Origin of the sequence: Candidatus Chryseobacterium colombiense (genome assembly GCA_029203185.1) — a bacterium.
Classification (GTDB): Bacteria; Bacteroidota; Bacteroidia; order Flavobacteriales; family Weeksellaceae; genus Chryseobacterium; species Chryseobacterium colombiense.
Window position 1 is genome coordinate 707,583 of record CP119310.1, and the last position, 16,654, is coordinate 724,236.

Here is a 16,654-nt window from a genome sequence, read left to right on the forward strand (position 1 = left end):
AATACCTCCTCTGAAGAGGAGGATAAATAATAATAATGCCAGAATAGATATGAATGATATTTTATAAAGATAAGTAGATACTCACACGGAGTTTATGATTCAGGTCATAAACAAAAAGATTATTAAAAAATATCTTTGAATAGAGTTTACTATTGATAGTAAGCGAATGAACTATTTTAAAATTATAGACAATACCATGTCTTTATTCATTGTTTAACTTTAAAATTTTAGATTATGAGAAGTATATTATGGTTAGTAGCAGTCATTTGTATTGCAGTATGGCTTTTAGGAATTTTAGGAATTATTCCGGGAATCAGCACAGGATATTTAGTCCATGTATTGTTGGTAATAGCAATTATTGTGATTCTATACAATATTATCACAGGAAGAAAACCACTTGATTAGATATTGAATCATCCATAGATAAGTAAAATGTACTTGGAATATGGATACATATTCACATGAAAAATTAATTCAAAACAATTATGAATGCTTTGTTTTCAAAAGTGTTGAGTCAGAAGAAATACGACTTATGGTTGAAATAATGCTTCAGATTTGTACTTCACCTTAACCACTTAAAATTATAATATGAAAAATTCAATGTTAGTCCTTTTATCGGCCATTGCTGTGGTGGCTTGTAAGAAAAAAGAAACAGTGACTGTTAATCAATCTACAGACAGTACGGCAATATCTGCTCCGGCAGAATCAGGAATGACTGTTTCTGACTCTGTAAAAATGTCTAATGATCATGATGTAAAGAAGGTGCTGAGTGATCAGGATAGAGAGTTTGCAGAAAATGCATCAAGAGGAGGTGTCATGGAAGTAATGCTGGGAAAACTGGCAGCTACCAATGCAGGCAGTGCTGCAGTAAAATCATTAGGGGAAATGATGGTTAAAGATCATACTAAAGCCAATGAAGAGCTTACTAAATGGGCTTCAGGGGTAGGATATACATTACCTAAGGATTTAGATGATAAAAAACAGAAGAAATACGACGAGCTGAAAGCTAAAAAAGGGATGGAATTCGATAAAATGTATACCGATTTTATGGTGGATGATCATGAAGAAGATATCAAAGAATTTAAAAAACAGGCTTCTGACGGTTCAGAATCTGCCCTGAAATCGTTCGCAAGTAATACACTTCCTACTTTAGAACACCATTTAATGGAATCCAAAAAAGTAAAAGAGGCCGTAAAATAATATTGGTTTTACTATCATAAAATGAGTTATTCCGAGAAGAAACAGTTTAAAAACTGAATTTTTTCCGGAATAACTTTTTCTTTTTTATGATTAAAATATTGTTATGTTAAGTTTTCTTTAAAAATTAGACTAGCCATTCTGCATTCTAACGTATTTTCATAATTATGTAGAATAAAAAAAATGAAGAATATATTCTTGATAGTTTCTGCGATAATCTTATCTCAAGGAGTACTGGGACAGAATAAAATAGTTTCGGAATTAGAACATCATAAGGTAGGATTACCCAATGGCTGGACATTGACACCTGTGGGAAAACAGATAGTATTAGGAGATCTTCCTCTTAATCTGGTCATCAGTCACAATAAAAAATGGGCTGCAGTTACCAATAACGGACAAAGTACACAAACCATTGATCTGATAGATATTGAACATCAAAAAAAGACAGACAGTACCATCATTGCAAAATCCTGGTACGGATTGGCTTTTTCTTCAGATGATACTGTTTTATATGCTTCGGGAGGACATGATAATATGATTAAGACATATTCTGTTAAAAAAGGGAAATTAGCTTTACAGGACTCTATTGTTTTGGGAAAACCATGGCCTGAAAAAATGGGCATTGCAGGGCTGGATGTAGATGATAAAGTTCAGAAACAGCTATATGTGGTAACGCGGGAAGATAAAAAGCTGTATGTAATTAATCTTAATAATAAATCTATACAATCTAAAGTTGATCTGGGAGCAGAAGGCTATACCTGTAAACTGTCACCAGATCTTAAACAACTATACATCAGTGTTTGGGGAGCAGAAAAACTCTTGGTTTGGGATGTGGTTTCTAAAAAAATAACGAAAGAGATTGCAGTGGGAAATCATCCCAACGAAATTACTTTCAGTAAAAACGGAAAGTGGCTGTATGTTGCCAATGCTAATGATAATTCCGTATCTGTAATCAATACGAAAGAAGGAAAAGTTGTAGAAACTCTTAATGCGGCGCTATATCCTAATGCACCAAGCGGTTCCACAAGTAATGGGGTTGCACTTTCCGAAAATGGAAAAACCTTATATATTGCCAATGCGGATAACAATTGTCTTGCTGTTTTTGATGTGACGAATCCCGGAAAATCAGTTTCCAAAGGATTTATTCCCGTCGGATGGTATCCTACGAATGTAAAGGTAGTGGGTAACGAGATATTGGTGACCAATGGAAAAGGACTTTCTTCCAAGGCCAACCCTCAAGGACCGAATCCTACGGATAAAAAAGAAAAAGTGGACCGCCATTCAGGAGATACCAGTAAACCTAAAGAAATACAATATATTGCAGGATTGTTCAAAGGAACTTTAAGCTTCATAGAGAGTCCGCGGCCGGAAACACTCGCTGTTTACTCCCATGCCGTTTATCAGAATACACCTTACTCTAAAGATAAAGAACTAAATGCAGAAGGTGAAGTCGGAAACCCGATTCCCATGAAAATTAGTGAAAAATCTCCCATTAAATATGTTTTTTATGTTATTAAAGAAAACCGTACCTATGATCAGATTTTAGGAGATCTTCCGCAAGGAAACGGTGATCCTAATTTGTGCTTGTTTGGGGAGAAGATAACTCCGAATCAGCACAAAATCGCCAATGAATTTGTATTGTTGGATAATTTCTATGTGGATGCGGAAGTAAGTGCAGACGGACACAATTGGAGTATGGGAGCCTATGCAACAGATTATCTGGAGAAAACATGGCCTTCGAGCTATGGTGGGAGAGGCGGAAGCTACGGAGGCGAAGGAGAAAGGGAAATCGCAAACAATAAAGGCGGATTTATCTGGGATAATGCAAAAAGGCATAATGTAACTTACAGAACATACGGAGAATTTGCTGATAAAGGAAAACCCAATGTAAAATCATTGGAAGGACACGTGGCGACGGGCTACACAAGCTACGACCTAAGCGTATCAGATACCACTCGTGTCAGACAATGGAAGGAAGATTTCGATGCACTGATCCGGGGTGGAAAAATGCCCCAGTTAACAACCATTCGTATCAGTAATGATCATACGGAGGGAATGAGAGCGGGCAAAAAAACGCCTTATGCACATGTTGCAGACAATGATCTGGCAGTAGGTCAGTTTGTTGATTATATCAGTAAAAGTCCAATATGGAAAGAATCTGCCATTTTCATCCTTGAAGACGATGCTCAAAACGGTCCCGATCATGTAGATGCCCACAGAAGTCCGGCCTACCTGATAAGTCCTTATGTAAAAAGAAAATCTGTGGACCACACCATGTATTCCACAACGGGAATGATCCGTACGATTGAATTAATACTCGGAATGAAACCTATGACTCAATATGATGCAGCAGCAGTTCCTATGTGGCGGTCATTTACCAGTCAGCCGGATTTTGCGACTTTCGATCATGTTCAGGCTAATATAAACCTTAATGAAAGAAACCCTGAAAAAGGCAAATTGGCAGAACTGAGCGCAAAGTTTGACTGGTCCAAAGAAGATGCTGTTCCCGATTTGGTATTCAATGAAATTCTTTGGCAGGGAATTAAAGGAGAAAGTGCACCTGCTCCGATACGTGCTGCATTCTTGAAAATTAATGAGGATGAATATGATGATTAATAAATAACATTTTTTGATGATATAATTAATGTGCACTGAATTCTCATTGTTCAAAATTCCGAATGATAAAAACAGCTGTTAAGGATAATTTTTATACATTTGCCTCAATGTATTTATTCAGATTGCTTTTAACATTCTATTTTGTGGCCTTGTCTATTATGCCATGTAATGATGTTGCCGCTAAGCAATTGAATGCTACTCCGAATTTTACTTATGTAAATAATCCACAGGAACATTCACATTCAGGCAATGATGCCTGTTCTCCGTTATGTTTCTGCAATTGTTGCCAGATGACGGTGACTTCTTTTAAAATTGAACCCGTCATTACCTTTCCAGAGCAGATTCGTATTTACTTTTCCAAGAAAATTTTTTTCCAGAAAAATGATTTTGCTTATTTGGTGTACGATCAAATTTGGCAACCTCCTAAAATTTAATTTTTATTGATTTTTAATGGAAGACACTTGTCTTTCATCGATTTGTTATGAAGTCTTTGCAATTCCGTTGCATGGAGTTTCTATTCATTTTTGTCCTTCTGTTTAAAAGTTTTTAAGCAGACAGACACTCAATAAAAATTAAATTCAATGTTAGATAAAATCATAAGATTTAGCATCAGGAATAAAATAGTCATTGGAATAATGACTTTGGTGCTTGTCATTTGGGGTATTTGGAGTGCCTCAAAATTACCGATTGATGCCGTACCCGACATCACCAACAATCAGGTACAGATTATTACTGTATGTCCTACATTGGCAGGACAGGAAGTGGAACAGCTGGTGACATTTCCAATCGAGCAGAGTATTGCCAATATTCCGGATATAGAAGAAACGAGAAGTATTTCAAGATTTGGTTTATCCGTTATTACGGTAGTTTTCAAAGAAAAGGTCGATATCTATTTTGCCCGACAGTTAATCAGCGAACAATTGAAGCAGGCTGCAGAAGAAATCCCGAAAGGAGTGGGAACTCCTGAATTGGCTCCTGTAAGTACAGGTTTGGGAGAAGTTTACCAATATATTCTCCATCCTAAAAAAGGAAGTGAGAAAAAATATACAAGCAAAGAACTGAGAACCATGCAGGACTGGATTGTCCGCAGACAGTTAAACGGAACACCGGGAGTGGCGGAAATCAACAGTTTTGGAGGAGAGTTAAAACAATATGAAGTCGGCATCAATCCGGACCGTCTGAAAGCAATGGGAATCAGTATTACAGATATTTTTACGGCTTTAGAAAAGAACAATCAGAATACGGGAGGAGCTTATATTGATAAAAAACCGAATGCCTATTTCATCAGAGGAATCGGTATGGTAAAATCAATAGAGGATATTAAGAATATTGCCGTAAAAAATGAAACAGGAAGTGTTCCCATTTTTATAAAAGATGTTGCCAATGTCGGTCTTGGTCATGCTATCCGCTATGGAGCTCTCACCTATAATGGCGAAGTCGATGCAGTAGGAGGCGTTGTGATGATGCTGAAAGGAGCCAACAGTAATGAGGTTGTGCAAAGAATTAAAGATAAAATTCCGACAATTCAGAAATCGCTTCCTGATGATGTGATTATTGAACCGTTTCTTGACCGTACAGACTTGGTAGACAGAGCTATTAATACAGTAGAGAAAAATTTAATTGAAGGTGCCTTAATCGTCATATTTGTTCTGGTTCTTTTTCTAGGCAATTTTAGAGCAGGATTAATTGTAGCTTCGGCGATTCCACTTTCTCTTTTATTTGCTTTAGGAATGATGAATGTTTTTGGAGTCAGTGCTAATCTGATGAGCTTAGGAGCGATTGATTTCGGTCTGATTGTAGACGGAGCAGTCATTATTGTAGAAGCAACACTTCATCACTTAGGACTGAGAAAAGCTACAAGAATGCTGACTCAATCCGAAATGGATGAAGAAGTCTTTTTATCTGCTTCCAAGATCAGGAGCAGTGCGGCTTTCGGTGAAATTATAATTCTTATTGTTTACATTCCTATTTTAACATTGGCAGGAGTAGAAGGAAAAATGTTTACCCCTATGGCGAAAACGGTCGGATTTGCTATTTTGGGTGCACTGATTTTATCTCTGACTTACATTCCGATGATGAGTGCTTTATTTTTATCTAAAAAAATAACTCATAAAGAGACTTTTTCGGATAAAATGATGAACAGGCTGCAAAGAATTTATCAACCGTTATTGGAAAAAGCTTTAAAGATAAAATATGCTTTAGTGGGAGGAACAGTGGCTTTGTTTATGTTGTCGGTTCTCCTATTTAACAGGATGGGAGGTGAATTTATCCCCCAATTGCAGGAAGGAGATTATGCTTTTCACTGTATTCTTCCACAGGGAAGTTCATTGAGCCAGAGTATTGAAACCTCCATGCAGGCTTCAAGAATTATCAAACAATTTGACGAAGTAAAAATGGTGATCGGAAAAACAGGTTCAGCAGAAGTTCCCACAGATCCGATGCCGCCGGAAGCTTCTGACTTGATTATTGTTTTAAAACCCAAAAAGGACTGGAAAAGCAAAAAATCCTACGATGAACTTGCAGATGAAATTTCCGAAAAATTAGAAACCATTCCGGGTGTGTTTTTTGAGAAGAATCAGCCGATTCAGATGCGCTTTAATGAATTGATGACAGGGATCAGACAGGATGTAGCGGTAAAGATATTCGGAGAGAATCTGGATTCACTGTCAATATATGCAGATAAAACGGCAAAGATAATTTCATCTGTTAAAGGATCAACTTCGCCTCAGATTGAACGGGTAAGCGGTCTTCCGCAAATCAATGTGGAATACGACAGAACCAGAATGGCGAATTACGGATTGAATATTGAAGAGGTGAATAATGCTTTGAGTACAGCTTTTGCAGGACAGACTGCCGGTCAGGTTTTTGAAAACGAAAGGAGATTTGATTTGGTTGTACGTCTGGACAGTCTCCACAGAACCAATATTGAAGATGTTAATAATCTGATGATCTCTACGAATTCCGGAGCACAGATCCCGCTTTCCCAGGTGGCGAATGTCAGTTACAAATTAGGACCTGCCCAAATCAGCCGTGAAGAAGGAAAACGTAGAATTGTGATCGGGTTTAATGTAAAAGACCGTGATGTGGAAAGTGTTGTAAAAGACATCCAGGCAAAACTGGATAAAGTAAAATTACCATCAGGATATTATTTTACGTATGGTGGTCAGTTTGAAAACTTACAGGCTGCAAGCCAACGACTGATGATTGCAGTACCGGTTTCATTATTGTTGATTTTTATGCTGTTGTATTTTACTTTTCATTCCTTTAAACAGGCAGCATTAATTTTTACAGCCATTCCTATGAGTGCTATTGGTGGTGTCTTCGCTTTATTGATAAGAGATATGCCTTTCAGTATCAGTGCCGGAATAGGATTTATCGCTTTATTTGGTGTAGCGGTTCTCAACGGAATTGTGTTGATCGGAACTTTCAACCAGCTGGAAAAAGAAGGAGAAACAAGTATCATAAAGCGTGTGATAGAAGGAACAAAAACAAGATTACGACCTGTATTGATGACGGCAACGGTAGCGTCTTTAGGATTTTTACCGATGGCCATTTCTACAGGGGCTGGAGCGGAAGTTCAGAAACCTTTGGCAACGGTGGTAATAGGAGGTTTGATTACCGCAACTTTCCTTACGCTTTTTGTATTACCGATGTTATATATTATTTTCAACACAAAAATTGATTTAAAAAAGATAAAGCCTAAATCAGTAAGTGCAGGTATTGTGCTGGGATTTTTATTTCTTGGACAGGCTTTTAACGCACAGCAAAGAACGCTTTTAACTTCAGATCAGGCTGTTCAGATGGCATTGAGTAATAATGCTCTAATTAAATCAAAAGATCTGGATATTAAAGCCAGTGAAGCTTTACAACCTACGGCTAAAGAGCTTCCGAAATTGAATGTGGACGCTCAATTAGGACAATACAACAGTAAACAGTTCGACCAGTCTTTTTCGATCTCGCAAAATATTCCGTTTCCGACCCTGTTTAAAGCCAGAAAAGAACTGATTGCTGAAGAGATCAAAGGAAAGCAGATTAATAAGGAAATTTCTGCCAATGAACTGGCAAAACAGGTAAGAACGTACTATTATCAGATTGAATATCTGCAATACAATCAGTCAAAGCTGAAATACCTGGACAGTCTTTATCAGGATTTTATAAGAATTGCAACCATAAGGTTTAAAGCAGGGGATATTAAAAAAATTGAGATCAATACTGCCGAAACACAGAAAGGTGAAATCAATTTGCTGTTAAGTCAAAATGAAATATACCTTACCAATGCTTATAAAAATTTAAAAACATTGCTTACTACTTCAGAAGAGATTACAGTTCCTTCCAATAAAAACTATTATCCTTTAAAAGCTGACGATGTTCTTGATAGTCTTTCAATTGCAAAGCATCCTACCGTGAGAGCATTCTATCAGGAAATGGAGATTGCGGAAAAAAATAAGAAGGTGGAAAAATCGCAGGGACTTCCGGAATTTACGATCGGGTATACCAATCAGTCTTTAATAGGTTTTCAGACCATCAACGGGATGGAGCAGTACTTCAGTGGAGGAAACAGGTTTCATTCTGGAACAATAGGCGTTTCGATTCCTTTGACTTTCGGGGCGACAAAAGCGAGAATGCAATCCTGGGAACTTCAGAAGCAAATGGCGGAATCGAATGCAAAACTACAGGAAAAACAATTGGAAACCTTGCTGGAAAATACTTTCAATCAATACCTTCAAAATATAAAGCGATATGAGTATTATATGAATCAGGCGATTCCGAACGCTGAAAAGATTATAAAAGCCGGACAATTAGGATATAAAACAGGTGAAATATCATATGTGGAATATCTTTTCGCCTTGCAAACCGCTACGAATATTCAGCTGAAATATCTGGAATCTATTCAGCAGGTAAATGAATCTGTCATTACTATCAATTCAATATTAAATAAATAACATGAACATAAAATATAATATCATCTCTTTTGTTTTCATTTTCCTTGTTGTGATTAGCTGTGGAAAGAAAGATGCTGCCGGAGAAATTACTGAACAGCCCAAAACAGAACAGACAGAAGAGAATCATGCAGAAAGTCCCCAAACCATTGCAGAACTTACGGAAGAACAAATGAAATCGGTCGGAGTGACATTAGCAACTATTGAAATGAAAGAACTTACCTCAACCATTAAAGCGAATGGCTTATTGAGAGTCCCCAACAATAGAAAAGCTACGGTAACTTCTTTATATGGTGGAGTGATTAAAACCATTAATGTACAGATTGGGGATTTTGTGAGGAAAGGTCAGGTATTAGCTACCATAAGCAATCCAGAATATATCCAGTTACAGGAGCAATATTTGACTGTAAACAGCAGAATTACCTATGCCGAGCAGGAATACAGAAGACAGAAAGAACTTTTTGATAATGATGCGGGAGCCAAAAAGAACCTTCAGAGTGCCGATGCAGAATTAAAAAGCCTGAGAACTCAGAGAGCATCTTTACTGAGACAGCTTCAGATGATGGGAATCAATCCGGGAAAAGTAACGAATGGAAATCTGAAGTCAGGGTTAGTCATTACCTCTCCGATTAACGGAACCGTAAGCAATATCAATGCACAAATCGGAAGTTATGTAGATGTTTCCTCTCCTGTATTGGATATTATTGATAATAGTTCCATTCATCTTGACCTTCAGGTGTTTGAAAAAGATTTACCCAAAATGAAAATCGGGCAGATCGTTCATTTTAAACTGACGAATAATCCTGAAACCGAATATGATGCAAAAATATACAGCATCGGATCTTCTTTTGAAAATGAAAGCAAAACGATTTCAGTTCACGCCAATGTTACAGGCAATAAAGAAGGTCTGATCGACGGAATGAATATTACCGGAATTGTGAGTCTGGATAAATCGGTAACTCCGGCCATTCCGAATGAAGCGATTGTAGAAGCAGACGGTAAATATTATGTTTTTGTGCAGACCGATAAAAAAGCAGAAACCCACGAGGAAGAAAGCGAAACTAAAAAAGAGACAAATCCTGATAAGAAAGAATCTAAAACTATGAATTTTGAGAAAATTGAAGTGGTGAAAGGTTCAACAGATATGGGCTACACCGCGATTACTCCGGTAAACAATATTGCTACTGATGCAAAGATTGTAGTAAAGGGTGCTTTCTTTGTCAATGCAAAGCTGTCTAATTCGGGAGAACACGAGCATTAAATTTGTATAAATATTTAAAAATTTTATAACTATTTATTTAGAAAAAAGTTAATTTTATTAATGAAATAAGAAATAAATATTTGCACAAGAGTAGTTTATAAGGGACTTAATGATACAGTACTAACGGCAAGATCTATGGATTGGAAAGAAGAAATTCCGGCCAATCTTTGGATTTTTCCAAGGGGAATGAATCGTAATGGTTTGGTAGGAGAAAACTCCGTAACATGGAAATCAAAATATGGAAGTGTAATAACCAGTTCTTGGGATCTTTCTTCTTCTGATGGCATGAATGAAAAAGGATTAACAGGAAATGTCCTATGGCTTGCTGAATCCGAATATCCGTCTTTTGATCCTGAAAGTGGTATAAAAGGGATTTCTATTTCACTTTGGCTTCAATATGTTTTAGATAATTTTTCTAATGTGAATGAGGCGGTAGAAAAATTGAGACAGGCAGAATTTGTTATCGTTTCGGGAATCATCCCCAATACAGATCGTTTTACAACGCTTCGTTTATCGATCTCAGACTCTTCCGGAGACAGTGCTATTTTTGAATACGTAAATGGGAAGCTTGTTATTCATCATGATAAAAAATTTATCGTCATGACCAATTCTCCTACTTATGAACAGCAGCTTGCAATCAACAGTTATTGGCAGGGTATTCCGGGAACCATTATGCTTCCGGGTACCAATCGTGCAGCAGACAGATATGTACGAGCTTATTACTATATCAATGCAATTCCTCGGACTGATGAGGCTAATCTAGCTTTGGCAAGTGTTTTAGGAGTTATCAGAAACTGTTCTGTTCCATTAGGAATATCTTCTCCGACTGAGCCTAATATTTCGTCAACACGATGGAGAACTGTATCTGACCATAAGAATCTACTTTATTATTTTGAAAATGTTTTGACTCCTAATACATTATGGGTTGATTTAAAAAAAGTTGATTTTAGTGAAGAAAATGGAAAACCTTTAAAGTTAAGTTTGGACAGTAATGAAATATATGCAGGAGAAACGTCAGACAAATTTATTCACACTGAACCGTTTATTTTCAAAGGACTTATTTGACGGAGAATAATTTAGTATTAATCTTACTGGACTTTTATAAATAAGAGCACTCATATGAGTGCTTTTTGCGTATAATTTCAGATAAATACTATTAATTATATTTAAAATAAAAATAATTAACTCTTTTTTTATTATTAATTTAGTAGAGATTAAATACTTAAAAATTAAATTATTATGGTTGTTAAAGTTAATATTCATAATTACTACTAGTTGTATTAAATCTTCTATCATATTTACCTTCAGGAAAAAATAAAAAATAGATCTATCACAATCCATAGATTTCTGTCACTGAATTTATAACCATAAAATAAACGGTATGCCTAACCAAATCACAAAACGGTATTTAGTTTTCTTGCAATTACTGACGGCTTTTTTTCTATTGCAAGTGATGAATTCCTGTACCTCATCAAAAAATGAATTTGCAGATACGATTTACATTAACGGAGACATTCTTACCATGAAAGGGAATGATGCAAATTATGTTGAAGCATTAACGCTAAAAGATGATAAAATAACTTTTGCCGGTGACAAAAAAACAGCAATGTCGTATAAAGGAGATTCGACTCAGGTAATTGATCTTAAGGGCAGAACGCTCATGCCGGGTTTTATCGATGCTCATGGTCATGTGACGCAGGCGGCTTCCTTTTCTTTTGCTGCCGATTTAGCACCTGAACCTTATGGTAAAGTAATGTCGATTCCCGACCTTCAGGAGGCTTTGAAAGATTATATCCGGAAAAATAATATTCCACCAGGTATGCCGGTCATCGGAAATGGTTATGATGATGCCATTATGAAAGAACATCGTCATCCTACCGCACAGGAACTGGATGAAGTATCTTCCGTTAATCCTATATATATACTTCATACTTCCGGTCATATGGGAGTGGCAAATACACTTTTGCTTAATGAAATGAAAATTACATATGATACTCCTGATCCTGTAGGTGGAGTGATAGGAAGAAATACCTCATCTAAAACACTTACAGGAAAAATGCAGGAAAATGCAAACATCAATAGTCTTCTTTTTTTGATGGCTAAACTTCCAAAGTCAACGGAAGAAGATAAGTTGAAAGGATTGTTAAATGCTGAAAAAGAATGGTTTGCTAACGGACAAACAACAATCTGTGACGGACGTGCAATACCTGAAAATATTGGTTTAGTAATGACAGCCAATAGAAAGGGGTTACTGAAAGGGGATTTTATCGTTCTCCCTGACTATGACACTAATGCAAAAGGGCTGGATTCATTAAAAAAATATTATAGAAAATACTATAATCATTTCAAAATAGGAGCGATAAAAATGACTTTTGACGGTTCTCCGCAAGGGAAATCAGCATGGCTTACTACACCTTATCTTGTTCCTCCGGATGGAGAAGAAAAAAACTTTAAAGGACATCCTATTTACAGTCATAAAGCAGCATATGAGGGACTAAAAAATATACTTTCTCACGGGATGCAGGCTCATGTGCATTGTAACGGAGATGCAGCTATTGACGAAGGACTGAATCTAATGGATACTTTAAAAAAAGAAGGTCTCCTTACTTCAGATATGCGTTGTGTTCTTATCCATAGTCAGGTTTGTCGTCCAGATCAGGTTCCCAGATTTAAGCAGATCGGAATCGTGCCAAGTTGGTTTCCGACTCATTGTTATCTTTGGGGAGATTGGCATTTAAACAGTGTTTTAGGAAAAGAAAGAGCTTCGCATATAAGTCCGCTTAAACAAGGACTTGACAATGGAATACGTTTTACAATTCATCATGATGCCCCTGTAACTCCTCCAGATCTCCTTACTGCAGTCTATGCCGCAGTGAACAGGAAAACAAGATCTGGGACTATATTGGGTCCTGATCAGCGAATTTCACCATACGAAGCACTCAAAGCAATTACAATAAATGCTGCATGGCAATGGAGCGAAGAAAATGAAAAAGGAACACTGGAGAAAGGTAAAAAAGCAGATCTTGTTATTTTAGATAAAAACCCATTAAAAGTAGATCCTTTAACAATTAAAGACATAAAAGTAATGGAAACATTTAAAAATGGAAAATCAGTATTTAAAAGAAATTAAAATATCTCTTTATATGAAAAAATACCTTGAGGCCTTCCTTGAGGTATTTTTTATCACGAAATAAATTCAGTGAATAAATAATTTCTAAACTTGGTTTAATCATTATTTGATTTAGGATTTAATTTTCAGAAATTTGCTACCTTATCCAACATTCTTAAGAGTCAGTTGTCAGTAATGGAATTATCAGGAGAATATACACTATTCAATACCCATATCAGTACACTTTCAGTGTATGAGTTGCTGAAACATACCCAGAATGGAAGTTTTATGGAAAATAGAGACTTCCAGAACGTTCATCCCATTGCTCTTGAGCTGAATGTTGGTGTATTTACTAAAAATAATGTAGCGGTTGATTTTCCAAGAGTTTCAGTAAGCCAGATTGGAAATGATGTTATTTCATCCTGCTCCTGTAATCATAATACCCAAAAACTATGTCAGCATCAGGCGGAAGTTATTCACTGTATTCTTGAGCAGGAAGATTTCCGTATTTTCTATGATCATAATTTGCGTCGTAAAATATTAGTGCGATCAGCCAAAGGTTATGGATTAGAAAATGAATCTAACCTGGATGCCTATTTTCAACTGAGCCATAAGGATGGAAAACTGAACATTGAAAGTAAAATAAAGGAACTGCTGAAAATGGATGAACAGGTTTTTAAGAAAGATCTTATTCCTCAACAGCAATCCCTCATCAAAAAATTAGCAGCTCAGGAAATCTACAAAAAACAGATCCTTGTTATTGGCAGACACCGTTACTACAATCAACTGAGTTTTTTGTTGATGGAAGCGGATATAACGCAGGCCGGAAAAATTAAAAACCCGGTAAGTACTGCAGATCCGATGAATCTGATATGGAAGGCTGAAAGTCCTTTGGCCGTTAAATTTTATACCGCTCTCGTTATTTTTCAGAATAAATATAACGAAGACAATACAGATACAGAACTGGATGCTTTACAGCAGATTATTAAAAATCCCTTAGAACTAGATACCTTTTTTCATGACAGGGATATTTCTGAAACCATTTCCGCAAAATCTCTGATTCCTGTTGATGTAAAAATTTTAAAAGCCGAGATACAGTTGACTGTTTTAAAAAAAGAGCCGTTTTTTGAAATTACAGGAGAGCTTGTTTTCAATGATACTTCGCTTCCTTTCAGCAATGTGGTGATTCGCAATGAATATTTTGTTTATCATCAGCAGACTTTTCATTATGTAGATCATCCCGATATGCTTCGGATACTTAAGTTTTTCAAGGCCAACAATGAAATCTTATTGATTCATTCTTCCAAATATGAAGAGTTTTTTCAGAATGTTTTGGCTCCTTTAGAAAATCTGGTTCATATTAATTACAGTTATATCCGTAAAGCTACTTCGGTGGAGCTTATTGAGAAAAATTTTGAGGTAGAACGGATTGTTTACCTGAATCAGGAAGGAAATTTCATATCCATTATTCCCATAATGAAATATGGAGAGGTGGAAGTTCCCGTTTATTCCAGAAAGCAGATATTTGATACTGATCAGAACGGAAACGAATTTAAAATAGAACGCGATTACAATGCAGAAATTGCCCTCACTTCGGTGATCATGAATCAGCATTTGGATTTTAGCGAACAATTAGAAGGACACGAATATTTCTATCTGCATAAAGATAAATTTTTAGACGAAAACTGGTTTTTAAATGCCTTTGAAATATGGAGGAATGAAGGAATTACCATTCTCGGGTTTAATGAAATTAAAAATAATAAACTCAATCCCCACAAAGCCAAAATAACTATAGAAGTCAATAGTGGAATTGATTGGTTCAATGCTAATTTAAAAGTTCATTTCGGAAAAAAGAAAGCTACTCTGAAACAAGTACATCGGGCTCTGAGAAACAAAAGTAAATTTGTTCAGCTCGATGATGGATCTCAAGGAATTTTACCCGATGAATGGATCGAAAAAATAAACAGATATTTTCAGGCAGGAGATATAGACGAAGACTTACTAAAAATTCCCAAAGTCAATTTTACAGAAATATCCGGTTTATTTGAAAAAGAAGTGTTAAGTGAAGAAGTACAGAATGAAATTATAACTTACCACGAGCAATTTTCAAAGATAAACAGGAGTGAAGTCCCGGTTCCTGCAGAATTGAATGCTGAACTCAGAGATTATCAGCGCGAAGGACTGAACTGGCTGAACTTTTTAGATAATTTCAATTTCGGAGGATGTCTTGCCGATGATATGGGATTGGGAAAAACGGTACAGATCATTGCTTTTATTCTATCACAACGGGAGAAATACGGACATACAACCAATTTAGTGGTCGTTCCGACTTCTTTATTATTTAACTGGCAGGAAGAAATAGAAAAATTTGCCCCTTCTCTAAAAATACTGACTCATTACGGAGCAGAAAGAGAAAAAAGCATTACAAAAATGCATGAATATGAGATCGTATTAACCACCTATGGAATGGTATTGTCTGATATTCGTTTTCTCAAAAATTTCCGTTTCAATTATATATTTTTAGACGAATCTCAGGCGATTAAAAATCCTAATTCAGAAAGATATAAAGCTGCCCGTTTGTTGCAGTCGAGAAATAGAATTGTACTTACAGGAACACCTGTTGAAAACAATACCTTCGATCTCTATGGACAGCTTTCCTTTGCCTGTCCTGGATTGTTGGGAAGTAAGCAGTATTTTAAAGATATTTATGCCATTCCGATCGATAAATTTGAATACAGCAAAAGAGCGCTGGAACTTCAGCATAAAATAAAACCATTTATCCTGAGAAGAACCAAAAAGCAGGTTGCCAGTGAATTACCAGAAAAAACAGAGATGGTCGTTTACTGTGAAATGAATGCAGAACAACGTAAAATCTATGATAATTATGAACAGGAACTGCGTGAATTTATTTCTGCAACGGAGGATGATGAGATCACAAAAAACAGCATGCATGTTTTAACAGGATTAACGAAGCTTAGGCAAATCTGTAATTCACCGGTACTTTTAAAAGAAGGCCATTCCGGAAGCAATTCCGTGAAGATTGAAATCCTTACCGAGCAGATTGAAAATAAATCTAAAGAGCACAAAATCCTGGTTTTCTCTCAGTTTGTAGGAATGCTTGATCTTGTTAAAACCGAATTGGAGAAAAAAAATATTCCTTTTGAATATCTGACAGGCCAGACAAAAGATAGAGGAGCAAAAGTACAGAATTTCCAGATCAATGATGAAGTTCGGGTATTTTTGATCAGCTTAAAAGCGGGTGGAGTAGGCTTAAACCTCACCGAAGCAGATTATGTCTATCTTATTGATCCTTGGTGGAATCCTGCTACTGAAAATCAGGCGATTGATCGAAGTCATAGAATCGGACAGACGAAACATGTAGTGGCAGTTCGGCTAATTTGTACGGATACCGTAGAAGAAAAAATCATGAATATGCAAAAGAAAAAACATAAGCTGGCTCAGGATTTAATTAAAACGGATGCTTCTTTCTTTAATAGTCTGTCTAAAAATGAGCTTCTGGAAATTCTGTAA

At 36.3% G+C, this 16,654-nt stretch carries 9 protein-coding genes; all 9 read left to right on the forward strand.

Annotated features, from left to right (window positions below):
• The first annotated feature begins 234 nt into the window (after positions 1 to 234).
• The gene (locus tag P0Y62_02935; protein ID WEK70512.1) at positions 235 to 405 is read left to right on the forward strand and encodes a lmo0937 family membrane protein; all 171 of its coding nucleotides are present in this window, start codon (positions 235 to 237) and stop codon (positions 403 to 405) included.
• 183 nt (positions 406 to 588) lie between these two features.
• The gene (locus tag P0Y62_02940; protein ID WEK70513.1) at positions 589 to 1,200 is read left to right on the forward strand and encodes a DUF4142 domain-containing protein; all 612 of its coding nucleotides are present in this window, start codon (positions 589 to 591) and stop codon (positions 1,198 to 1,200) included.
• 180 nt (positions 1,201 to 1,380) lie between these two features.
• Entirely contained in the window at positions 1,381 to 3,813 is a 2,433-nt protein-coding gene (locus P0Y62_02945; protein ID WEK70514.1) for a bifunctional YncE family protein/alkaline phosphatase family protein, read from the forward strand.
• 62 nt (positions 3,814 to 3,875) lie between these two features.
• Entirely contained in the window at positions 3,876 to 4,247 is a 372-nt protein-coding gene (locus tag P0Y62_02950; GenBank protein ID WEK70515.1) for a hypothetical protein, read from the forward strand.
• Between the two features lie 147 nt (positions 4,248 to 4,394).
• Entirely contained in the window at positions 4,395 to 8,756 is a 4,362-nt protein-coding gene (locus tag P0Y62_02955; protein ID WEK70516.1) for a CusA/CzcA family heavy metal efflux RND transporter, read from the forward strand.
• Between the two features lies 1 nt (position 8,757).
• Complete coding sequence (locus P0Y62_02960; GenBank protein ID WEK70517.1) at positions 8,758 to 10,014, forward strand: efflux RND transporter periplasmic adaptor subunit; 1,257 nt, start codon at positions 8,758 to 8,760, stop codon at positions 10,012 to 10,014.
• 72 nt (positions 10,015 to 10,086) lie between these two features.
• Positions 10,087 to 11,079 (forward strand): linear amide C-N hydrolase, encoded by a 993-nt coding sequence (locus P0Y62_02965; GenBank protein ID WEK71770.1) that lies wholly within the window; start codon positions 10,087 to 10,089, stop codon positions 11,077 to 11,079.
• A gap of 316 nt (positions 11,080 to 11,395) precedes the next feature.
• Positions 11,396 to 13,144: an amidohydrolase gene (locus P0Y62_02970; GenBank protein WEK70518.1), complete on the forward strand. Its 1,749-nt coding sequence runs from the start codon at positions 11,396 to 11,398 to the stop codon at positions 13,142 to 13,144.
• 174 nt (positions 13,145 to 13,318) lie between these two features.
• Positions 13,319 to 16,654, forward strand: coding sequence for a DEAD/DEAH box helicase (locus tag P0Y62_02975; GenBank protein ID WEK70519.1), 3,336 nt, complete (start codon positions 13,319 to 13,321; stop codon positions 16,652 to 16,654).

Bases quoted from the DNA above. Each gene is read 5' to 3' on its own strand.
- P0Y62_02935 (WEK70512.1), top strand. From the start codon at position 235: ATGAGAAGTATATTATGGTTAGTAGCAGTCATTTGTATTGCAGTATGG.
- P0Y62_02940 (WEK70513.1), top strand. From the start codon at position 589: ATGAAAAATTCAATGTTAGTCCTTTTATCGGCCATTGCTGTGGTGGCT.
- P0Y62_02945 (WEK70514.1), top strand. From the start codon at position 1,381: ATGAAGAATATATTCTTGATAGTTTCTGCGATAATCTTATCTCAAGGA.
- P0Y62_02950 (WEK70515.1), top strand. From the start codon at position 3,876: ATGATAAAAACAGCTGTTAAGGATAATTTTTATACATTTGCCTCAATG.
- P0Y62_02955 (WEK70516.1), top strand. From the start codon at position 4,395: ATGTTAGATAAAATCATAAGATTTAGCATCAGGAATAAAATAGTCATT.
- P0Y62_02960 (WEK70517.1), top strand. From the start codon at position 8,758: ATGAACATAAAATATAATATCATCTCTTTTGTTTTCATTTTCCTTGTT.
- P0Y62_02970 (WEK70518.1), top strand. From the start codon at position 11,396: ATGCCTAACCAAATCACAAAACGGTATTTAGTTTTCTTGCAATTACTG.
- P0Y62_02975 (WEK70519.1), top strand. From the start codon at position 13,319: ATGGAATTATCAGGAGAATATACACTATTCAATACCCATATCAGTACA.